We start from the raw sequence: 19,504 nt of genomic DNA on the forward strand, positions 1-19,504 counted from the left end.
GCCGCAAAAATATGGCTGCCATACTTTGTCAACAGGACCTAAGGTCGTGGATACTTCCCAAGTAAGCAGGCAGAGCAAGGATCTGACGCCCCGCCTCCTCGCGCACCAACCTGCCAAGCCGGTACTCGATCCCGATCTCGTTCATCCCGACCGGCAGGTCCGGACTGCAACGCTTGCAATGTCTCTCGCCAATATAGATCGAGCGGCCCCGGACTCCATTTTCGAGGAAGTAGTGTTCGTCACGCCCCTCGCGGCGCGCGGCCAACAACAGGAAGTCTCTCCAATGGGCGCCCCCTCCCCGTCGACGAAACGTTGGGGTATGTCGACATAGACACCGCCATAGTTCAGCGGAACCAGCGCCCGAACCAGAAATGTCTCCGATACGCGCGCGAAACCGTCGCGGGACACGGTAACGGTGCTCTCGGCGGAGCGCACGGAGAACTCCTCGTCGAAATCATTGCAGGCGGTCAGAAGCGGCAGCAAGGCGATGAGGAGAAGCCATGCGAAAAGACGTCTCCACTTACCCGGCAGAGTAACGAACGGGGAAGGCTCGGGAAAAGGGGCGTGTTTCAAAGAAGATACCGAATCTATGCTTGAAAGTATGACGGCCGAGAAGACAATGTCTTCCCGGCCGTTGCAACTTGAAATAAGTGTAGATTCGGCCACGCGGGCGAAATTCGCCTGCCGCCCCTGCCTGTGTCAGGCAGCCTTGCCGAAATTTGCGCCGCCGGCGTCGGTGAGCAGGAAGGCCTCGCCGCAGGCCTTGGCGAGCGTGCGGACGCGCAGGATGTAGCTCTGGCGTTCGGTGACCGAGATCACGCCGCGAGCATCCAGCAGGTTGAAGACGTGCGATGCCTTGATGCACTGGTCATAGGCCGGAAAAACGCATTTGTGCAGCATCTGGTTGGCATTGTCACCCGGCGCACCGGCGGCCAGTAGCGCCTGGCATTCCTTCTCCGCATCGATGAAGTGGCGGTGCAGCATTTCGGTGTTGGCATATTCGAAGTTATGACGGGAATATTCCTGCTCGGCCTGCAGGAAGACCTCGCCATAGGAAATCTTCTCGTCGCCTTCGCGGCCGTTGAAGTTCAGGTCGTAGACGTTGTCGACGCCCTGTACGTACATGGCCAAGCGTTCCAGACCATAGGTCAGTTCGCCAGCGACCGGCGAGCATTCGATGCCGCAGACCTGCTGGAAATAGGTGAACTGGCTGACTTCCATGCCATCGCACCAGCATTCCCAGCCGAGGCCCCAGGCGCCGAGCGTCGGGCTTTCCCAGTCGTCCTCGACGAAGCGGATATCGTGCAGCAGCGGATCGAGGCCGATGGCCGCGAGCGAGCCGAGGTAGAGTTCCTGCAGGTTCGACGGGTTCGGCTTCAGGATGACCTGATACTGGTAATAGTGCTGCAGGCGGTTGGGGTTTTCACCGTAGCGGCCGTCGGAAGGACGGCGCGAGGGCTGGACATAAGCCGCCTTCCACGGCTTGGGACCGAGCGCGCGCAGCGTCGTCGCCGGATGGAAGGTACCGGCGCCGACTTCCATGTCGTAGGGCTGGAGAACCGCGCAACCCTTGTCGGCCCAGTAGTTGTGCAAGGTCAGGATCAGGGCCTGAAACGAGCGCTTGGGGTCCATATGCGGGGCGATGGTGGTCTCGGTCATGGGAATTTCGTCCGGAGCTTGTCTTGCAAAGGTGGCCCGTCTGGTGCCACGACGGGGCGAAGGGGTCAAGGATTTTGACCGCAGGACGTCTTATATCAATGCCCGATCAGTGCCGTCGCCTTCGCCCTGATCTCGGCTAGCTCGGCTAGCTGGACCTGCCCTTTGTATTCAGCCTTTCGGGCACGCCAATCGAGGCTCTTGATCTGGTCGGATAGTGCAACGCCTAGTCTCGCGCCTGAAAGCACCACTTCAAAGGGGTAACCCTTGACCCGCGTCGTCATCGGACAACACAGCATCAAACCAGTCTTACCGTTATAAGCCTTAGGGCTAATGACCACGGCCGGCCGATGTCCGGCTTGTTCATGACCAGCCTGCGGGTCGAAATGCAGCCAGACAACGTCCCCTGCTTCAGGCACGTAGGAAGGCCCCATCAGAGCATTTCCTTGCCGACAGGAGCGCCGAAATCCTCCTCGGAATGCAGGTTGTGTTCGGAAATACCGCACAGAAGTTCGTTCAGATCGTAGGAAGTCACCCTCAAGGGCTCAATCACGATCCTTCCGTTTTCCTCACGGACATCAACTTCGGCGTTGAGCTTCAAGTTCGCCGCATCCAGAACCGCAGCCGGAATACGCACCGAAGCACTATTTCCCCACTTCCTGACCGTGACGCGCATTTTCGGAAACCCTCATCGGCTGACGGCACTTACCCTACCACTGAAGAGGCAATGTATCAACATTGTCGATACACATACCGTCAACTTAGAGACAGGGCAAGCCAGCCTTCTATTCGTCCTCGTGTCGGACACGGTATTCGCCGGTCTTTTCATCCTTGACCAGCGTGCCATGGGCAGCATTGCGGCGTTCCTTGTGCACACGCTTCGACTTTGCCGAAAGCTTTTCGGCATCGCTCACGAAACGACGGTAGAACCAGTAGATCCCGCCGGCAAGAACGATGAAAAAGATGATCCGCGACATGTTCCTCCCGCGATGTCAGAGCCCGTAACGGCTCCACAATGCTCTCTCTTCCAGCGTTTCGGCAAGACCGGAGACGGCGACTGCGGCGATCTCGCCCATGCCGTCGGTCGCGACGGAAACACCCGGCACACGCCGGCCGAAGAAATCGCGGGCGCCGGAGACGAGTTCGAGCTTGGCATCCTTGCCATAGCGCTTCTTGATCTCGCTGCGCATGTCGCCCAGGCTGTCGACGAGGCCGAGTTCGAGCCCGCGCCTTCCGGTCCAGAAGAGGCCGGAGAAGAGCGAGGGATCATCGGACAACACGCTGCCGCGGCGGTCCTTCACCATGTCGATGAAGACCTGGTGGATCTCGATCTGCAGCGCCTTCAGGTATTCGATATCGCTTTCCTTTTCCGGCTTGAAGGGATCGAGGATCACCTTGTTCTCGCCGGCGGTGTAAACACGCCTTTCGACACCGATCTTCTTCAGGAGTTCCGGGAAACCGAAGCCGCCGGAAACGACGCCGATGGAACCGACAATGGAGGTCGAATCCGCGATGATCTCATCGCCTGCCAGCGCGATCATGTAGCCACCGGACGCCGCGACATCCTCGACGAAAACGAGGACGCGCTTGTGCTTTTCCTCGGCCAGCGCGCGGATGCGATCAAAGATCAATCGCGACTGCACCGGCGAACCGCCGGGCGAATTGAGCGACAAGGCGACAGCGGGGCTGTCCTTCCTCGAGAAGGCCTTCTCCAGCATGGGAGCGACGCTCGCAAGATTGAGATGCGGCTTGAACTTGCCGCCCCCGCTCATGATCGCGCCGTGCAGGCGCACCACGGGAATTACCACGCTATCGTTCCGAAACCTCTTCGGCAAAAGGCGCTTCAACCATCCGGCCATCAAAAATCGCTCACTGTCCTGTTACGTGCTTCGACACATGTAGGAAGATTGGCGGCAGGCGCAATGCCTATCCGTCCGGTCGCTTATCGTCGAAAGCACCAGCCGTCAAATCCGCAGGGGAAAGAGGTGGAGAAGGCGGTCAAAGTTGGGGACACTTCTTCGAAACGGCACGAAATCCGGGCCGACTTCCTCAGCCCCGCGGATAGGCGGCGCGGCCGTTGTTCAGATCGTCGACGAAGGCGGAAAACCTGTGGCTTTCGGGGTCGTCATGCATGAGAAGCGGCGAGCGGAAGTTCAGCCGCGCGCGCGAACCCTTGATGGCGGTGACCAGGATGCGCACCGCATTTTCTCCGGCCCGCGGATAGACGGGGGTGATCTCCAGTCCGCCGAAGCGCCGGCCGCAGGCGGCAATGATCTCGGCGACCGATTGCGGGCGGGCGATCAGCGACAACTGCCCTCCCGGCACCATGATCGCGCCCGCCGTCCTGATCCAGCTTTCGAACAGGCCTTCCGTCATCGCATGCGCTTCCGCCTTCAGGGTATCCGGCGTCTTGCGGTCTCCGGCATCGTTGAAGGGCGGGTTCATGATGACATGGTCGAAACTGTCATCGGAAAGACCCGCCGCGACGCGCGCCCGTCCGGTCAGCGTAACATCGGCCTCGACGACCCGAACCCGCCGGCGGAGCGCGGCATTTTCGGGCAGGTCCAGGCTCTTTCTGGCATAGGCAACCATATCCGGCGAACGCTCGACCAGCGTCACCTCGGCATCGTCGAGCCGTGCGGCGACCGCCAGGCCTGCGGCGCCTGCACCGGCGCCGAGATCGGCGAGGCGGAACGGTTTTTGCGCGTCGACCAGGGAGGCCAGCAGCATGGCGTCCATGCCGGCACGGTGGCCCCTGCCCTTCGGTTGCACCAGATGAAAGCGCCCCCGATGGAAGGCATCGACGGTATCGGCGGCCACGCTCGGCAAGATTATCGGTCCTCGTCCCGCAATTCGTTGGCAAGGCCTGCATCCACCAGCAGCGTCCGCGCTTCCTCCGCCCGTTCGTCGGCGACGAGCAGACGGCGCGGCAGCATGCCGAGCGACCCCTCCAGAATGCTCATGGCCTGATCGGCGATCATGCAGGAAATGCCCGCGTCCTTGAGCAGACTTTCGGCAAAGGAGAGGAGAACGGCGTCGTTGCTGCGGATAAGCTCGTGCATTTTGCTGGAAACCCCTTTCAAATCGGCGTCACCGACCAATTCGGGACTTGCCGTTCATGCCGCCGCTTTTTATTGTCGCCGCGAGAATTGAACAGGAGTCCGGTACGTTGGGCGTAGTCATACCGCTTGAGGAAAACAAAAACAAACAGGCTTCCATCAAGCCTCTGGTGGACCTGACGAAACCAGGCATGGAACGGGTCAACCAGTTGATCCTGTCGAAGGCCGGTTCCGACGTGCAGATGATTCCGGAAGTCGCGAACCATCTGATTTCGTCCGGCGGCAAGCGGCTGCGCCCCATGCTGACGCTCGCATCCGCCGCCCTGTTCGACTATCAGGGCGACGGCGACGTGAAGCTCGCGACCAGCGTCGAGTTCATGCATACCGCCACCCTGCTGCACGACGACGTGGTGGACGAAAGCGATCTTCGCCGGGGCAAGTCCACGGCCCGGATGATCTGGGGCAACCAGGCAAGCGTTCTCGTCGGCGACTTCCTGCTCGGCCAGGCCTTTCGCATGATGGTGGAAGTGGGCTCGCTCGACGCGCTCGACGTCCTGTCCTCGGCGGCCTCGGTGATCGCCGAGGGCGAGGTGCTTCAGCTTTCCGTCGCCAAGAACATGGAAACCACCGAGGATGACTACCTCTCGGTCATCCGCGCCAAGACCGCAGCGCTTTTCGCCGCCGCGGCGGAAGTCGGCCCGATCATCGCCGGGGCCGACAGGGCCGGCCGCAATGCGCTCAAGTCCTATGGCATGAATCTCGGCCTTGCCTTCCAGTTAGTCGACGACGCCCTGGATTACGGCGGAAAGGCAGCCGATCTCGGCAAGAATGTCGGCGACGATTTCCGCGAGGGCAAGATCACCCTGCCGGTCATTTTGTCCTACCGCCGCGGCACGCAGGCCGAACGGGAATTCTGGCGCGAATCCATCGAAGGCGGGCAAAATGACGACGCGCGGCTTGAAAAGGCGCTCGGCCTGATTACCAAATACGGCGCGCTTAACGATACGATCGCCCGCGCCCTGCATTACGGCACGATTGCACGCGATGCGCTGGCACCCCTGCCCGATACGGCCTACAAGTCCGCACTGCTGGATGTCATCGACTTCTGCATCGCCCGTGTGAACTGACCTCGCGCGGATCGAAGCCGTGACATCGCCTTGCGGGGCTGCTTCAAAAAAGCCATGCTGTTGGGCGAAACATGGCGGATCATGGGGCAGATGCCATCCTGCTCGCCTCCTTATCGATTCTTGAAAGGCTCATTCATGCGGCAAAGCTTTGCCCTCCGTCTTCTTACCGGCACGGCGCTTTCGCTCCTGGTCTCGATCATGCAGGCGGGCATGGCCGCCACCACGGCCTTCGCCGAGGACAAGGCTCAGACCGAGACGTTCGATATCGGCAGCGTGGATACCTTTGCCGGCGCATTTCTCGCCGCAAGAACGGCCGATGCGGACCGCGATTATGCCAACGCCATCGCCTTCTACAAGAAGGCCCTCACCTTCTCGCCCGCCGAACTGGACATCCAGGAACGGCTGATGATCGCGCTGTTCATGAACGGCGATTACGATGAAGGCGTGGCGCTTGCCGAAGAACTGAAGCATGACGCGGCTGTGGATCGGGTGACGTCGGTTGCGCGGGCTCTGCGGGATCTCCGCGACGGCAAATATGCCGATGCACAGAAGATCCTGACCTATACCGGACCGAACGATCTCGACCGGCTGATGAACCAGTTGCTGACCGCGTGGGCCAAGGTCGGCGAAGGCAAGGGCAAGGAAGCGCTTGCAATGGTGGAAGGCCTGAAGGGCCCGAACTGGTACGGCATCTTCCAGAATTACAATGCGGGCGCGATCGCCAGCGTGATCGGCGATGTCGATGCGGCGCGGCGCCACTTCAACGAAACCGTGACAGACCGGGCCGGCGGCGCGACGGCGCCCGACACCTTCATGCGCGCGGTCATGTCGCTTGCCGCCCTCGAAGCCCAGGCCGGCAACAAGCAGAAGGCGCTCGACGCCATTTCCGCCGGCGACGAGATGATTACGAATTACGCGCCGTTCAAGGCGTTGCGCGACCGCATCTCGAAGGGCGAAAAGCCCGAGATGCTTGTCAAGACGGCGAGCGAAGGTGCGGCAGGCGTGCTCTTCTCCATCGGCGGCGCGCTCAATAGGGACGGCGCGGAAGACACCGTCATGCTCTATCTGCAGCTTGCGCATGCTCTGGACAAGAACAGCGCCGACACGCTGATCCTGCTCGGCGGTATCTCCGAAAGCGCCAAGCAGCCGGAACGGGCAATCCGTTTCTACAGCCAGGTGCCGGCCTCCTCGCCGATGCGTCGCATCTCCGAACTGCAACTGGGGCTGACGCTCGCAGAGACCGGCAAGGTCGAGGAAGCGCGAAAGCACCTGAAGTCGCTGATTGCCTCCGATCCGTCCGATATCCGCAGCTATCTTGCCTATGGCAGCGTATTGTCCGACGCCAAGGACTATGCGGCGATGGCGGAAAACTACGACGAGGCGGTCAAGATCATCGGCAACGCACCGCAGAAGGGTCACTGGTCGATCTTCTTCCAGCGCGGCATCGCCTATGAACGGCTGAAGAAGTGGGACCAGGCGGAGCCGAACTTCCGCAAGGCGCTCGAACTCAATCCGGACCAGCCGCAGGTCCTCAACTATCTCGGCTATTCCTGGGTCGACATGAACCGCAACCTGGACGAAGGCCTCGACATGATCCGCAAGGCGGTCGAGCTTCGCCCGGATGACGGCTACATCGTCGATTCGCTCGGCTGGGCCTATTTCCGCCTCAACCGCTTCGACGAAGCGGTGACCGAACTGGAGCGCGCCGTCGAGCTGAAGGCCGGCGACGCCACGATCAACGATCATCTCGGCGACGCCTACTGGCGGGTCGGCCGTCAGCTCGAGGCCACCTATCAGTGGAAGCGGGCGCTGGCCTCCAAGCCCGAGGAAGCCGAAATCCCGAAGATCCAGGCGAAGATCGACAAGGGCCTGCCGCCGATCGAAGCCGATGCGGCCAAGGCGGCCACGCCACCGGTCGAAAAGCCGCCGGAGCCCACTCCCGAGAAGAAATCCTGACACCGTGATCACAGGCAGTCAGACGGATGAGGCGGAGGTTGTCGAGACGGCATCCGCCAAGATCAATCTCGCGCTGCACGTGACCGGGCAGCGCGCGGACGGCTATCATCTGCTCGACAGCATCGTCACATTCGCCGTGGATGCCTTCGACCGGCTGAGCTTCCTTCCGGCGGATCGGGACAGTTTTACGCTGGGCGGCCGATTCGGCCCGTTGCTTTCGCCGGAGGCGACCGGCCAGGACGGCAATCTCGTCCTTAAGGCGCGGGACCTGCTGCGCGCCGCGCTCGCAGGGAAAGGCGTCTCCATGCCGCCGGTTGCGATCCGGCTCGAGAAGAACCTGCCGGTCGCGTCAGGCATCGGCGGCGGCTCGGCGGACGCTGCGGCGACGTTGCGCGGTCTCCTTCGTTTCTGGGGCGCCTCCCTTCCTGAAGACGCGCTTTTTGCCCTCGCACTCCGGCTCGGCGCCGACGTGCCGATGTGTCTTTCCAGCCGTCCCCTTCGCGCCCGCGGCATCGGCGAGGACATTGTCGCGCTGCCCGCCGTGCCCGCCCTTTCCATGGTGCTCGCCAATCCGATGAAGGGCGTCTCGACGCCGGAAATCTTCCGGCGCCTTCAGGAGAAGAACAATTCGCCCATCGGCGCGACGCCGACCGGCTCCGATGCCACCGAATGGATCGCCTTGCTCGCTTCGGCCCGCAACGATCTGGAGCCTCCTGCCCGCGCAATCCTGCCCGAGATCGCCGAGATATCGCAGATGCTTTCGGAAAGCGGGGCTCTTCTCATCCGGATGTCCGGCTCGGGTGCGACATGTTTCGGGCTCTATGGCGATCATGCCGCAGCCGAAGCCGCCGCAACCCGGCTTTCGCGGAAGCGCCCCGACTGGTATTTTCAGGCGACGCGCACGGCTTGACGCCGGGGTATTCATCTTCATTCGGGATGCCAAGTTCCCGGTCGTGCCGTCAAGTTTCGGGAGAACCATTGTGAGCCGTATAGACGAGACGCGCCCCTTCATTCCGGTCGGCATTGCGGTCTTGACCGTTTCCGACAGCCGTACGCCGGCCGACGACAAGTCAGGCGACACGCTGGCGGCGCGTATTCTCGAGGCCGGCCACCTTCTGATCGACCGGGCGATCGTGACCGACGACCGGGAGCGCATCTACAGCCAGGTCCATGCCTGGACGCTCTCCTCCGAGATCGACGTCGTCATCACCACCGGCGGCACGGGCTTTACCGGCCGGGACGTGACGCCGGAGGCGCTGGAGCCGCTGTTCGAAAAGAAGATGGACGGCTTTTCCGCCGTTTTCCACCGCATTTCCTACGAGAAGATCGGCACCTCCACCATCCAGTCCCGGGCGACGGGCGGCGTTGCCAACGCCACCTTCATCTTCGTGCTGCCGGGATCGCCGGGCGCCTGCAAGGACGCCTGGGACGGTATCCTCAAGGCCCAGCTCGACTACCGGCACATGCCATGTAACTTCGTGGAAATCATGCCCCGGCTCGACGAGCATCTGAAGCGCGGAAGCTAGAGGCGCTTTACGACGAGTCAGGCGCGCGTCTGGCGCGCCACCCAGGACGGAATGATCTCGCTTGCCAGTTGCCGCGGCTTGTGGCCGAGGGCAAGCTGATCCAGTTCCATGCCGGACTTGGCCACGGCGATGGCATGGCGCTTCGGCATCAGCAGACCGTTTTCCAGGGGCGGCAGCCGCCGGCCGATGCGCTGATAGAATGGACGCCGGTGATAACGCGAGGGGGAAAAGCGCGCCGGAACCTTGTAGAGACCGATATATTCCGCGATCTCGTCGATCCAGCCATGCGCAGGCCGCGCGCCCGGCTCGACCAGAAGCAGCCATTCGCCGCGGGCGGCGCGCAGGACATCCTTGATGTCCCACTGGACATAGAAGCGGCAACCGGCGGCATCGGCGATCCGCGACGTGCCGTCACGCGAACCGTGGTCCAGCACCACCACGTCGCTCACTAGGCCCTCGACCGCACCCGCCACCAGCACGCCGAGCGTTTGCGCCAGCTCGGGTTCCTGATCGCGGCATTCCATAATCACTGTCAGCATCGGCTAGATTTACCGCATCGCACAAGCAATTGCCACAGACCATTTTTCAATTTTGTTCTTGCAATGTTCTCATTTTGGCGCTAGGAATTTAATCATCAACGGCGCGCTGCGAGCAGTCGCGAGGAGCAAACATGAACGAGCTGTCTCTTGTGGGGCAGGCTGCTTTCCAGCCTGCCAATACGGCGGATATTGCCGATGCGATGATTTCGGCCTCGGGGCTCAGGATCGAGATCGACCGCCGCCGCGGGCGGGGCGCCGGGATGAATCCTTCCGGCCGCTTCGAGAACCAGGAGCGCGTCGCCTTCGACGATGGCTGGGCGACGCTCGAGGAGATGCCGCCGTTCCGGACCGAGGTGCAGGTGGAAAAGCCGCGCACGGTGATTACCCGCAACGAGTCGCCGGACATTCCCTTCGACCGTTCGATCAATCCCTATCGGGGCTGCGAGCACGGCTGTATCTATTGCTTCGCGCGGCCGACCCACAGCTACATGGGGCTGTCGGCCGGACTCGATTTCGAGGCCAAGCTGTTTGCCAAGCCCGATGCTCCAAGGCTTCTTGAGCGGGAACTCGCCAAACCCGGCTACAAGCCGCGGACCCTTGCGATCGGCACCAATACCGATCCCTACCAGCCGATCGAGCGGGAATGGCGCATCATGCGGCAGATCCTAGAAGTGCTGGACAAGGCGAACCATCCCGTGGCGATCGTCACCAAGTCGGCGCTGATCCTCAGGGATCTCGATATCCTGTCCTCGATGGCCGAGCGCGGGCTTGCCAAGGTGGCGATTTCCGTGACGACGCTCGACCGCAAGCTGGCGCGCAGCATGGAACCCCGCGCCTCGACGCCGAGCCGCCGGCTGGAAGCGATCCGCGGGCTTTCGGAAGCCGGCATACCGACGGGCGTGCTGGTTGCCCCTGTCATCCCGGCACTTAACGATCACGAGATCGAGCGAGTGCTGGATTCGGCCAAGGCCGCGGGCGCCACCGAGGCCGGCTATGTGCTGCTGCGGCTGCCCTATGAGGTGAGCCCGCTCTTCCGTGATTGGCTGCTGCAGAATTATCCGGACCGCTATCGCCACGTGATGTCGCTGGTGCGCTCGATGCGCGGCGGCAAGGATTACGACGCAGAGTTCGGCAAGCGGATGAAGGGTGCCGGTCCCTATGCCTGGCAGATCAGCCGCCGCTTCGAAATGGCCACCAAACGGCTCGGCATGATCCGCCGCAGCATGCATCTGCGCGACGACCTTTTCACCCCGCCGGATGGAAGCGGCGTTCAGCTGTCGCTGCTCTGAAAGGGCCGAGGGCTTCGATTTCTCCGGCCGGTTTCCGGCCGGATGCATGACTTCCGGTGCTATCCGCCGCCTCGCACCGGATGACAGGTCTCCCGGCAACCGCCACGATGGTCCGTATCCCCTGACGGACATCGATGCCGGGGACTTGCAGGAGATCGGGTGGGCGTGCGATTTCTGCCGCATGAAACGCACGCCGCCCGATTCTCCGACCCTTTTCGAAGCGCTTTCCCTCGGTCCAGATTTTTCGATCGAGGCGATGGCGATTAAACAGGGACTGTCGCCCGTGGCCGGTACGGACGAGGCAGGCAGGGGCCCCCTCGCAGGTCCGGTGGTGGCCGCAGCCGTCATTCTCGACCCCGGCAACATTCCTTCGGGCCTCAACGATTCCAAGAAACTGACAGTCGCCCAGCGCGAGGCACTGTTCGAGATCATCCTCGACTGCGCCACCGTGTCGATCGCCTCTTCGTCGCCTCGCCATATCGACGAACGGGACATCCGCAAGGCAAGCCTTGATGCGATGCGCCGGGCAGTTGCGGGCCTCGCCCTGCCGCCGCAGCACGTTCTAGCCGACGGACGGGACGTACCCGGTGGCCTCACCTGCAGCGGCAAGGCGGTGGTCAAGGGCGATGCCCGCTCCGTCTCGATCGCCGCCGCCTCCATTCTCGCCAAGGTGACCCGGGACCGGATGATGGCACGGGCCGGCCTCGTTTATCCTCATTACGGCTTCGCCGGACATGCGGGCTATGGAACGGCCCGGCATCGGGCGGCAATCGCCATTCACGGCCCTTGCCCCCTGCACAGAATGAGCTTCAGGCCGTTCAGAACGGACGGAACCGAGGAGACGGAGACGGGCTGACAGCCACGTCACGGTGACCGAAAGGCAAACTGGCGAACGCCGTTTTTTCCGGAAGTCCATCGGACGATATCGGGACGCTGGCTCAAACGAAAACCGGGGCCACCTTGCGGCAGCCCCGGTTTCAAACATCTAACCCTGAAAGTGAACTTAGTTCAGGCGCGCCTTCACTTCGCCCAGAGCCCCCTTGAACAGGTTGTCCTGAACGCTCGCATCGGCCTTCTTGGCAAGCACGGTCTCGGCGGCTGCGACGGCGAGATCCACGGCGGCTGCACGAACGGCATTGACGGCGTCCGTCTCGGCCTGCTTGATCTTCTGTTCGGAAAGCGCGTTGCGGCGGGCAACGAACTCCTCGGTCTTCACCTTGGCTTCTGCGGTCAGGGCAGCGGCTTCGCGCTCGGCAGCGGCGACGATGGCCGCAGCCTCGGCTTCGGCTTCCTTGCGCTTGCGCTGGTATTCGGCCAGCACATGCTGAGCCTCTTCACGCAGCCGCTTCGCTTCGGCAAGCTCGTTGCGGATCTTGTCGGCGCGCTCGTCGAGAGACTTTGCGACCATGCCCGGAACCTTCAGATAGACGATCAGGGCGAAGAAGAGGAGAAGGCCGACGAAGGCAAAGAAAGTAGCATCGAAATGCATGGTCATGCCCCCTGCTTGGCTGCAGCGCTGACGGCAGCCTTGATGTCGGCCGCGGTTGCCTTGGCACCGATGAGCTGCTCGACGATGGCTCCCACGGTATCCACGGCAATCGTATCGACCTCGGCAAATGCCTTGGCCTTGATGTCCGCGATGCGGGTTTCGGCTGCGGCAAGCTTGCCAGCGAGTTCAGCCTCGACGGCGGCGCGATCCGCATCGGCCTTTGCCTTGGCGGCGTCGCGGGCGGAGCTGGCGATCTGGCCGGCCTTCGCCTTGGCGGCGCTGAGTTCGCGCTCATAGGTTTCGATCGCCGCATCGGCCTCGGACTTCAGCCGCGAGGCTTCGTCGAGATCCTGCGCGATGCGATCGTGACGATTTTCCAGAATGCCACCAACGCGCGGCACGATGACCTTCTGCATGAGCACGTAGAAAAGGCCGAACGTAATCACCAGCCACAGAAGCTGCGACGGATAGGTCGTCTGGTCGAATGGCGGGAATACGCCGCCACCATGACCCGCTTCGCCGGGAACGCCGGTCTCCGTGTGGGTCTGGCCCTCTGCCGGTACTTCCTCGGCATAGGCGGGGGTCACAAACATGCTCACCTCCAGGTGTACTCTCAAATGCTCAAGGATCACGGACGCCGGACGGCGCGCCGTGATCCCAAACTCCGGCCGTTATCAGACGGCGAAAAGGAGGAGGAGAGCGATGAGCAGCGAGAAGATGCCCAGAGCTTCCGTAACGGCGAAGCCGAATACCAGACGGCCGAACTGGCTGTCAGCGGCAGACGGATTGCGCAGAGCGCCGGACAGGTAGTTGCCGAAGATGTTGCCGAGGCCCAGAGCCGTGCCGGCCATGCCAAAGCAAGCCAAACCTGCGCCGATGAACTTTGCTGCTTCCGCTTCCATGAATGAACTCCTTCGAGATGGTTGTTGCGGCAAATGACTGACGCCGGATGACGCCAATGTCGGTTATCCTTAGTGCCCGCCGGGGTGAATTGCGTCGTTGAGGTACATGCAAGTCAGTACCGCGAAGACGTAAGCCTGCAGGAAGGCGACGAGGAACTCGAGACCGGTCAGGGCGACGGTCATGATGAGCGGCAGGATCGCGCCACCGATGCCGACCGCGCCCAGCGCGCCCAGCGAGGCGACGAAGCCCGCGAAAACTTTCAGCGTGATGTGTCCGGCCAGCATGTTGGCGAAGAGACGAACGGAGAGCGAGATCGGACGCGACAGGAACGAGATGATTTCGATCATGACGACCAGCGGCAGAAGCAAACCGGGAACCCCGCTCGGCACGAAGATCTGCAGGAAATGCAGGCCGTGCTTGTAGAAACCGTAAACGAGGACCGTACTGATGACGAACAGAGCCAGCGCGAAGGTGACGATGATCTGCGAGGTCACTGTAAAGAAGTAGGGCATCATGCCGAGCAGGTTCGCGGTCAGCACGAACATGAACAGCGAGAAGACCATGGGGAAGAACTTCATGCCGTGGCTGCCGGCGCCTTCGCGCAGCATCGAGGCGATGAACTCATAGGACATTTCAGCGACCGACTGCGCACGGCCCGGGATCAGGCCACGGTTCGAGGTCGAGAAATAAAGGAAACCCGAAGCGCAGGCGACGGTCGCGACCATGAAGAGCGACGCATTGGTGAACGAAAAATCAATTCCGCCGAGTTCGATCGGCACAATCTTCTGGATCAGGAACTGATGAGTCGGATCGTTTGACACCTTATGGTCTCTTTCGCTTTAGCCCGCATGGGCGGGGATCTGCCTGACTTGCGCTCCAGCCGGCCTCAGCCGTCGTTACGCCCATTCTTCGTCTGCCCACCGCGATCCGCCGGATGGGGCGTCGAAACGACACCCGCCGAACGAAGCACGTTCAACACACCGGCACAGAAACCGAGCAGCAGCAAGATAATCATGCCCCACGGCGCCGTGCCGATAAAACGGTCGAAGAGATAGCCCAGAATGGCACCGACGACGATGGCGGAAATGAATTCGCTCGAAAGCTTCATGGCCTGAGCATAACCCTTGCGGCTTTGCTCGGCACTCTGCTCCGCGGCTTCGTCACCCCTCGCCTCGGCTCCCCGCTTCGCCAGTTCGGCGGCAAGGCGCCTGCGACGCTCTTCCAGACCTTCCCGATCGTCATCCGTCATGGCTTCCTCCGTCCGTTCTCCGAGTCAGGCAGCCGCTTGGCCCGCCAGGAACACAAGAAACGGCAGGAAAATGCCCTTCCGGCCCGTTCTGAAGTCGGGCGCACCATAATTTTGAGAGCCCCCATAGTCAAGGCATTGAGGGCCCAAGTTTCACCACAAATTAACCGGGGAAAATCATAGACTTAAGTCGCAAGTACCGATTTGGGCTGCATGACGGCGGTCAAACCGGGTCACTTGGCCGCGGAATCGGCGGGCGGGCGGGCCGAAATGACACCCGGCTCCGCGAGGATCAGCTCCAGCCGCCGCCATAGGTGCGGTAGAAGACGTGCAGGCCGATGCGGCCGACCTTCTTCATGGTGCGGGCCCAGGCCGGCCTTACATAAAGAGCGTGATAATGGGTCGCCGAACCGACTTCCTTCAGCCAGATCTTGCCGGCCGTGACCGCCAGCGCCACCTCGCGGGCCACCTTCCAGTGGTACTGGGAGTTCACCCGGTCCTTGATGTTGTCGCAGGCGAAGGAAAACTGGCATCGATTGCGCCAGTCCTCGTTCTGATAGACCACGCCGCAGATGGTGTCCGGATAGGCCGGATTGCGCACGCGGTTCAGAATCACCTGGGCGACGGCCGCCTGTCCCTTCACCGATTCTCCGCGCGCCTCGAAATAGATGCCGGAGGCGAGGCATTGCTGTTCGCGGGCGGAAAACACGGAAGGCGGCAGAACGCTTGCGGCCCAGGCGTGGTCATCCGGTCCGATCTGGGGCACGAAACGCCCCTCCTGCCGGTCCTTCAGGATCGCGTCGAAGGGCGAGACCCGGGCATAATCGGGATCGGAAGGCGCATAGGCGGTCGCCAGCACGTCGGCGTGGCGATTGGTCACGAGGCCAGCCAGCATGCTCGGCACGCCAGGATCGTATTTCGGCTCTTTCTTCTTGAAATAGAAGCTGGCGAGCTCGACCGGCTTGCCCTTCGGCTTGACGAAGGCCGTCTCTTCCGACGGTCGCTTGCGGGGATCTAGCAGCGAACTGGTGCGTTTCAGGACGGAGCCGGCAGTGAAAGCCCTCGGCGGCAACATCGGTTCGATTGCGACGACGCGGCCCTTTTTCAGCGCGCGCGTCACCCGATCCTCGTCGGGTCGCGGGTCGGCGGCCTTCTTGCCGCCGTCGAAGGCGATCTTCCGGCCATCGGGCAACAGCATGCCGCTCTCTTCGGACAGGGCCGACGAACCCGTTTCGGCGAAGGCCAATTGGGCCTGATGCAGCGAGCCGGCAGGCGACGCAGTCAGCACCATGCGCCAATTGGCAGAGCCCCTGTCCTGGCCGGAGATCAGGCCGGCAAGATCGCCCTGCGCTGCGATGGACGGGAAGGCAAGCCAGGAAACCAGACCGAAGACGACAGGCGAGGCCCATTTATCGAAACGGGAACGGGACAGCTTCAACAGACGGCTTTTCGAACGCAAAACCGGTACTCCACACGTGACCACGGCTACATTAGAAAAACATCTCGCATTAACCTTGATGCATGGTTAACGGACGCCGGCGCGGTCGCCCGTTCCGGCACGAAAAAGGCCGCCGGAAACGACCGGCGGCCTGACATTTTCGTGATTGGCAAGGATGCCTCAGATGATGACGTGAGAACCGAGCTCGACCACGCGATTGGCCGGCAGCCGGAAATAGTCCGACGGGTCGGCCGCCGCATTGGCAAGCGAAATGTAGAGGCGGTCCTGCCAGTAGGGCATGCCGGACTTGGCGTCGGGCACCAGCTTGCGTCGCCCGAGATAGAAGGAGGTCGACATGATGTCGAACTTCAGACCGCCGCGGCGCAGGCTGGCGAGCGCCTTGGAGACGTTCTGGGTTTCCATGAAGCCGAAGCGGATCTCGACACGGCTGAAGCGCTCCGACAGGTTTTCCACCACGAAGCGTTCGGCCGGTGTGGCGCGCGGCCGGTTCACCGTCCTGATGGTCAGGATGATGTTGCGCTCGTGCAGAACATGGTTGTGCTTGAGGTTATGCAGCAGCGCGGCCGGTGCGGTTTCCGGATCGCTGGTCAGGAAGATCGCTGTGCCGGGAACGGCAACGGGTGCATGTTCGCTCTTCTTCTCGATGGAGACGATAAAGGGCTGGAGCGGCACATCTGCGTGGCGCGTCTTGGCGAACAGGATCGAGGTACCCCTGCGCCAGGTCCACATGACGACCGTGAAGCCGCCGGCAAACAGCACGGGCACATAACCGCCATCGTGGATCTTCAGCATATTGGCGCCGAGGAAGACGAGCTCCAGCGCCAGCAGCGGCAGCAGCGAGACAGTCGCCAGCGCCGGCGACCATTTCCAGCGGGTGCGGACGAACTCGAACGCCATGACGGTGGTCACCACCATCGCGCCGGTGACCGAGATGCCATACGCGGTGGCGAGCGCCTCGGAGCTTCCGAACAGCAGGACCAGGGCCAGGACACCGAAGAGCAGCAGCGCATTGACCGACGGCAGATAGATCTGGCCGGTATGGGTCTCCGAGGTGAACATGATCTGCATGCGCGGCAGGAAGCCGAGATGGATCGCCTGGCGCACGAGGGAGAAGGCGCCGGTGATGACCGCCTGGCTGGCGATAATCGTCGCGGCCGTCGCCAGAATGACGACCGGAAGCAGCGCCCATTCCGGGAACATCAGGTAGAAGGGGTCCGAAATGGTCTCCGGGTGCTTCATGACCAGTGCACCCTGGCCGAGATAATTCAGCACCAGCGCCGGAAAGATCAGCACGAACCAAGCCCACTGGATCGGGCGGCGGCCGAAATGCCCGAGATCCGCGTAAAGTGCTTCCGCCCCCGTCACCGTCAGAAAGACGGCACCCAGTACCACGACGCCGAGGAATTTCTCGCGGAGCATGAAATCGATCGCGTACCACGGATTGAAGGAGGTGAGGATGGAGAAATCGTCGGCAATGTGCAGAACACCGCCTGCTGCCATGACGAGGAACCAGAGCGCCGTGATCGGGCCGAAGAAATTGGCGACGGCTCCCGTGCCATGGGATTGCACCGCGAACAAGCCGATGAGGATTCCGACCGAAATCGGCACGATGTAGTTCGCAAGGTCGGGAGCCACGAGCTTCAGGCCCTCGACCGCCGACAGCACCGACAGGGCGGGCGTAATCATCGAATCGCCGAGGAAGAGCGCGGCGCCGACCAGTCCGAGAACCATCAGGACGGCGCCATGCCCGCCGGCATTCTTGGACAGAAGGGCAAGCAGCGACAACGTGCCGCCCTCGCCTTCGTTGTCGGCGCGCAGCAGGAAGAGCACGTATTTGATCGTGACGATGATCGTCAGCGACCAGATGATGAGCGAAATCAGGCCGATGATCTCGACGCGCGTGATGCCGTCATGGCCGATCGGCTTCAAAGCCTCGCGGAAGGCGTAAAGGGGACTTGTCCCGATATCGCCATAGACGACGCCGACCGAGCCGAGCGCCAGTGTGAACAGACTTCGCCAGCTTTTGCTCTGGTGCGGATTTTCGCAGTTTTCCTGGGTCATAGGGCAATCAGGCTCGTCAGAGCCAGCCTTTCCAGCGGAAGAACAAGAAGGGGATGATGGCGGACAACAGCATCGCCAGCAAAGCGAGGGCGTAGCCGTAGGTCCATGTCAGTTCGGGCATGAACTGGAAGTTCATCCCGTAGATGGAGGCGACGAGCGTCGGCGGCAGGAAAACCACGGACGCAATCGAGAAGATCTTGATGATGGCGTTCTGCTCGACGTTGATGAGGCCAAGGGAAGCATCGAGCAGGAAGGTGATGTTGTTCGAGACGAAAGCCGCGTGCTCGGACAGCGACTGGATGTCGTGGGCGACGATACCGCACAATTCCTCCGCCTCCTTGTCCTCGCGGACCTTGGGCAGGGACCGGAGGAAGGCGACCAGCCTGGAAAGAGAGACCAGACTGTCGCGCGCCTTGCTGACCAGGCGGTGATGGCTGGCGATATCCAGCAGCTTGTCTTCCAGAAAACGCGGCGGGCGGCGCTTGGCGACCTTGCGATCGACGAATACGGTCGTTGAAAGCTCGTCAAGCCGGGCAACGCCGATTTCAAGCACTTCGGCCGTGCGGTCGACGATCGTTTCCAGCAATCGCGCCATGAGTTCCGCACCCGTCCGGTATTTTCCCGGCATGCGCAGCAGGGCGGAACTGAAAAGCGCGAAAGCCCTCGGCTCAGCATAGCGAATGGTGACCAGCCGGTTGCCGGCCAGAATGAAGGCGACATCGGTCAGTTCGGCAAGGACGGCTTCCGCCTTCCACACCAGCGAGGCGGTCATGTAAATGCCGCCGTCCTCGACGTAAAGCCGGCTCGACGGTTCGATGTCCTTCAGGTCTTCGCGGGTCGGCAGAGGAACGCCGAGCAGACGCTCGGCCAATGCTTCCTCGGCAAGATCCGGATGGATCAGATCGAGCCACAAGACATCCGCGTCGAGCGCATGGCGCGCATCGTCGGCCTGGATGACCTCGGCCCTTCCATCCACGTGATAGGCTCTGATCAAATTGCAGACACTCTCATAGCGCCCCAAAGTCCCCGTTTTGGCCGGCGAGACAAACACCGCTTCCGGAAAAAATGCAAGCGGAATTAACGAACCCACTCTATGTGCGACCTCCGGCCCTGTCATCAGCCGAAAAAGGTCAAGAAGCCGTGTCGCAAATTGACCTGCATCAAAGCGCTGCCATCATCTTCACATACCATTGC

23 protein-coding genes are annotated in these 19,504 nt (G+C 62.0%); 7 read left to right on the forward strand and 16 right to left on the reverse strand.

Translation table 11 applies throughout. The annotated features are described in order from the left end of the window. A partial coding sequence (locus J5N58_RS20865; protein ID WP_244712836.1) for a hypothetical protein occupies positions 1 to 331 on the forward strand: 331 nt, incomplete at its 5' end. 368 nt (positions 332 to 699) lie between these two features. On the opposite strand, the gene J5N58_RS20870 is transcribed toward J5N58_RS20865, so the two are convergent. The 7 genes from J5N58_RS20870 to J5N58_RS20900 form a co-directional block, all read right to left on the reverse strand. After that, positions 700 to 1,632: a glycine--tRNA ligase subunit alpha gene (locus tag J5N58_RS20870; RefSeq protein ID WP_113339485.1), complete on the reverse strand. Its 933-nt coding sequence runs from the start codon at positions 1,630 to 1,632 to the stop codon at positions 700 to 702. 122 nt (positions 1,633 to 1,754) lie between these two features. Further along, the gene (gene mazF / locus J5N58_RS20875) at positions 1,755 to 2,090 is read right to left on the reverse strand and encodes an endoribonuclease MazF (protein WP_113466813.1); all 336 of its coding nucleotides are present in this window, start codon (positions 2,088 to 2,090) and stop codon (positions 1,755 to 1,757) included. Further along, on the reverse strand, positions 2,090 to 2,332 hold the full coding sequence (locus J5N58_RS20880; RefSeq protein ID WP_113466812.1) for an AbrB/MazE/SpoVT family DNA-binding domain-containing protein: 243 nt from the start codon (positions 2,330 to 2,332) through the stop codon (positions 2,090 to 2,092). Before J5N58_RS20880 ends, mazF begins: the two co-directional genes overlap by 1 nt. A 109-nt stretch (positions 2,333 to 2,441) precedes the next feature. Then, positions 2,442 to 2,633, reverse strand: a complete 192-nt coding sequence (locus J5N58_RS20885; RefSeq protein ID WP_112830970.1) for an NfeD family protein — start codon at positions 2,631 to 2,633, stop codon at positions 2,442 to 2,444. A 15-nt stretch (positions 2,634 to 2,648) separates the two neighbouring features. After that, positions 2,649 to 3,515 carry a S49 family peptidase gene (locus tag J5N58_RS20890; RefSeq protein WP_112830969.1) on the reverse strand — a complete coding sequence of 289 codons (867 nt, stop codon included), beginning with the start codon at positions 3,513 to 3,515 and terminating at the stop codon, positions 2,649 to 2,651. Positions 3,516 to 3,705: 190 nt separating this feature from the next. After that, entirely contained in the window at positions 3,706 to 4,485 is a 780-nt protein-coding gene (locus J5N58_RS20895; protein WP_244712839.1) for a tRNA1(Val) (adenine(37)-N6)-methyltransferase, read from the reverse strand. A gap of 2 nt (positions 4,486 to 4,487) precedes the next feature. Beyond that, positions 4,488 to 4,718 carry a putative signal transducing protein gene (locus J5N58_RS20900; protein ID WP_113439513.1) on the reverse strand — a complete coding sequence of 77 codons (231 nt, stop codon included), beginning with the start codon at positions 4,716 to 4,718 and terminating at the stop codon, positions 4,488 to 4,490. Between the two features lie 107 nt (positions 4,719 to 4,825). Here J5N58_RS20900 and J5N58_RS20905 point away from each other — a divergent pair, with 107 nt between their 5' ends. The 4 genes from J5N58_RS20905 (at position 4,826) to moaB (ending at position 9,324) form a co-directional block, all read left to right on the forward strand. Beyond that, a complete protein-coding gene (locus tag J5N58_RS20905; protein WP_112830979.1) occupies positions 4,826 to 5,842 on the forward strand; it encodes a polyprenyl synthetase family protein in 1,017 nt (338 codons plus the stop codon). 135 nt (positions 5,843 to 5,977) lie between these two features. Next, positions 5,978 to 7,798: a tetratricopeptide repeat protein gene (locus J5N58_RS20910; protein WP_113339474.1), complete on the forward strand. Its 1,821-nt coding sequence runs from the start codon at positions 5,978 to 5,980 to the stop codon at positions 7,796 to 7,798. Between the two features lie 4 nt (positions 7,799 to 7,802). Continuing rightward, on the forward strand, positions 7,803 to 8,708 hold the full coding sequence (locus J5N58_RS20915; protein ID WP_244712841.1) for a 4-(cytidine 5'-diphospho)-2-C-methyl-D-erythritol kinase: 906 nt from the start codon (positions 7,803 to 7,805) through the stop codon (positions 8,706 to 8,708). Positions 8,709 to 8,778: 70 nt separating this feature from the next. Beyond that, complete coding sequence (gene moaB / locus J5N58_RS20920; RefSeq protein WP_112830965.1) at positions 8,779 to 9,324, forward strand: molybdenum cofactor biosynthesis protein B; 546 nt, start codon at positions 8,779 to 8,781, stop codon at positions 9,322 to 9,324. Positions 9,325 to 9,341: 17 nt separating this feature from the next. Here the strand turns inward: moaB and J5N58_RS20925 are convergent, their stop codons facing one another. Next, positions 9,342 to 9,863 carry a glycosyltransferase family protein gene (locus J5N58_RS20925; protein WP_113339472.1) on the reverse strand — a complete coding sequence of 174 codons (522 nt, stop codon included), beginning with the start codon at positions 9,861 to 9,863 and terminating at the stop codon, positions 9,342 to 9,344. Positions 9,864 to 9,994: 131 nt separating this feature from the next. On the opposite strand from J5N58_RS20925, the gene J5N58_RS20930 reads away from it, so the two are divergent. Both J5N58_RS20930 and J5N58_RS20935 read left to right on the forward strand, forming a co-directional pair. Beyond that, complete coding sequence (locus J5N58_RS20930) at positions 9,995 to 11,152, forward strand: PA0069 family radical SAM protein (protein ID WP_244712843.1); 1,158 nt, start codon at positions 9,995 to 9,997, stop codon at positions 11,150 to 11,152. A gap of 181 nt (positions 11,153 to 11,333) precedes the next feature. Further along, positions 11,334 to 12,008: a ribonuclease HII gene (locus J5N58_RS20935; RefSeq protein ID WP_113447993.1), complete on the forward strand. Its 675-nt coding sequence runs from the start codon at positions 11,334 to 11,336 to the stop codon at positions 12,006 to 12,008. Positions 12,009 to 12,155: 147 nt separating this feature from the next. On the opposite strand, the gene J5N58_RS20940 is transcribed toward J5N58_RS20935, so the two are convergent. From J5N58_RS20940 to J5N58_RS20975, 8 genes are all read right to left on the reverse strand, one after another. Next, positions 12,156 to 12,641 carry a F0F1 ATP synthase subunit B gene (locus J5N58_RS20940; protein WP_112830978.1) on the reverse strand — a complete coding sequence of 162 codons (486 nt, stop codon included), beginning with the start codon at positions 12,639 to 12,641 and terminating at the stop codon, positions 12,156 to 12,158. A 2-nt stretch (positions 12,642 to 12,643) separates the two neighbouring features. Beyond that, complete coding sequence (locus tag J5N58_RS20945; protein ID WP_112830961.1) at positions 12,644 to 13,234, reverse strand: F0F1 ATP synthase subunit B; 591 nt, start codon at positions 13,232 to 13,234, stop codon at positions 12,644 to 12,646. An 81-nt stretch (positions 13,235 to 13,315) separates the two neighbouring features. Continuing rightward, complete coding sequence (locus tag J5N58_RS20950; protein WP_046796018.1) at positions 13,316 to 13,543, reverse strand: F0F1 ATP synthase subunit C; 228 nt, start codon at positions 13,541 to 13,543, stop codon at positions 13,316 to 13,318. A 69-nt stretch (positions 13,544 to 13,612) separates the two neighbouring features. Continuing rightward, positions 13,613 to 14,365 (reverse strand): F0F1 ATP synthase subunit A, encoded by a 753-nt coding sequence (locus J5N58_RS20955; RefSeq protein WP_244712845.1) that lies wholly within the window; start codon positions 14,363 to 14,365, stop codon positions 13,613 to 13,615. A gap of 65 nt (positions 14,366 to 14,430) precedes the next feature. Further along, entirely contained in the window at positions 14,431 to 14,793 is a 363-nt protein-coding gene (locus J5N58_RS20960; protein ID WP_244712847.1) for an AtpZ/AtpI family protein, read from the reverse strand. Between the two features lie 289 nt (positions 14,794 to 15,082). Beyond that, entirely contained in the window at positions 15,083 to 16,249 is a 1,167-nt protein-coding gene (locus tag J5N58_RS20965) for a cell wall hydrolase (protein WP_112830958.1), read from the reverse strand. Between the two features lie 159 nt (positions 16,250 to 16,408). Then, positions 16,409 to 18,310, reverse strand: coding sequence for a potassium transporter Kup (locus J5N58_RS20970; protein ID WP_112830957.1), 1,902 nt, complete (start codon positions 18,308 to 18,310; stop codon positions 16,409 to 16,411). Between the two features lie 16 nt (positions 18,311 to 18,326). Then, positions 18,327 to 19,304 (reverse strand): magnesium transporter CorA family protein, encoded by a 978-nt coding sequence (locus J5N58_RS20975; protein ID WP_414900542.1) that lies wholly within the window; start codon positions 19,302 to 19,304, stop codon positions 18,327 to 18,329. Positions 19,305 to 19,504 lie beyond the last annotated feature (200 nt).

This window comes from Paenirhizobium cremeum (assembly GCF_022884085.1).
In the GTDB taxonomy this organism is placed as follows: Bacteria; Pseudomonadota; Alphaproteobacteria; order Rhizobiales; family Rhizobiaceae; genus Allorhizobium; species Allorhizobium cremeum.

What these genes read in the sequence shown, in the direction of transcription:
- J5N58_RS20970 (WP_112830957.1), bottom strand. Translation starts at nt 18,310, where the DNA reads ATGACCCAGGAAAACTGCGAAAATCCGCACCAGAGCAAAAGCTGGCGA.
- J5N58_RS20945 (WP_112830961.1), bottom strand. Translation starts at nt 13,234, where the DNA reads ATGTTTGTGACCCCCGCCTATGCCGAGGAAGTACCGGCAGAGGGCCAG.
- J5N58_RS20925 (WP_113339472.1), bottom strand. Translation starts at nt 9,863, where the DNA reads ATGCTGACAGTGATTATGGAATGCCGCGATCAGGAACCCGAGCTGGCG.
- J5N58_RS20890 (WP_112830969.1), bottom strand. Translation starts at nt 3,515, where the DNA reads ATGGCCGGATGGTTGAAGCGCCTTTTGCCGAAGAGGTTTCGGAACGAT.
- J5N58_RS20870 (WP_113339485.1), bottom strand. Translation starts at nt 1,632, where the DNA reads ATGGACCCCAAGCGCTCGTTTCAGGCCCTGATCCTGACCTTGCACAAC.
- J5N58_RS20880 (WP_113466812.1), bottom strand. Translation starts at nt 2,332, where the DNA reads ATGCGCGTCACGGTCAGGAAGTGGGGAAATAGTGCTTCGGTGCGTATT.
- J5N58_RS20900 (WP_113439513.1), bottom strand. Translation starts at nt 4,718, where the DNA reads ATGCACGAGCTTATCCGCAGCAACGACGCCGTTCTCCTCTCCTTTGCC.
- J5N58_RS20950 (WP_046796018.1), bottom strand. Translation starts at nt 13,543, where the DNA reads ATGGAAGCGGAAGCAGCAAAGTTCATCGGCGCAGGTTTGGCTTGCTTT.
- J5N58_RS20935 (WP_113447993.1), top strand. Translation starts at nt 11,334, where the DNA reads ATGAAACGCACGCCGCCCGATTCTCCGACCCTTTTCGAAGCGCTTTCC.
- mazF (WP_113466813.1), bottom strand. Translation starts at nt 2,090, where the DNA reads ATGGGGCCTTCCTACGTGCCTGAAGCAGGGGACGTTGTCTGGCTGCAT.
- J5N58_RS20930 (WP_244712843.1), top strand. Translation starts at nt 9,995, where the DNA reads ATGAACGAGCTGTCTCTTGTGGGGCAGGCTGCTTTCCAGCCTGCCAAT.
- J5N58_RS20910 (WP_113339474.1), top strand. Translation starts at nt 5,978, where the DNA reads ATGCGGCAAAGCTTTGCCCTCCGTCTTCTTACCGGCACGGCGCTTTCG.
- J5N58_RS20885 (WP_112830970.1), bottom strand. Translation starts at nt 2,633, where the DNA reads ATGTCGCGGATCATCTTTTTCATCGTTCTTGCCGGCGGGATCTACTGG.
- J5N58_RS20960 (WP_244712847.1), bottom strand. Translation starts at nt 14,793, where the DNA reads ATGACGGATGACGATCGGGAAGGTCTGGAAGAGCGTCGCAGGCGCCTT.
- J5N58_RS20940 (WP_112830978.1), bottom strand. Translation starts at nt 12,641, where the DNA reads ATGCATTTCGATGCTACTTTCTTTGCCTTCGTCGGCCTTCTCCTCTTC.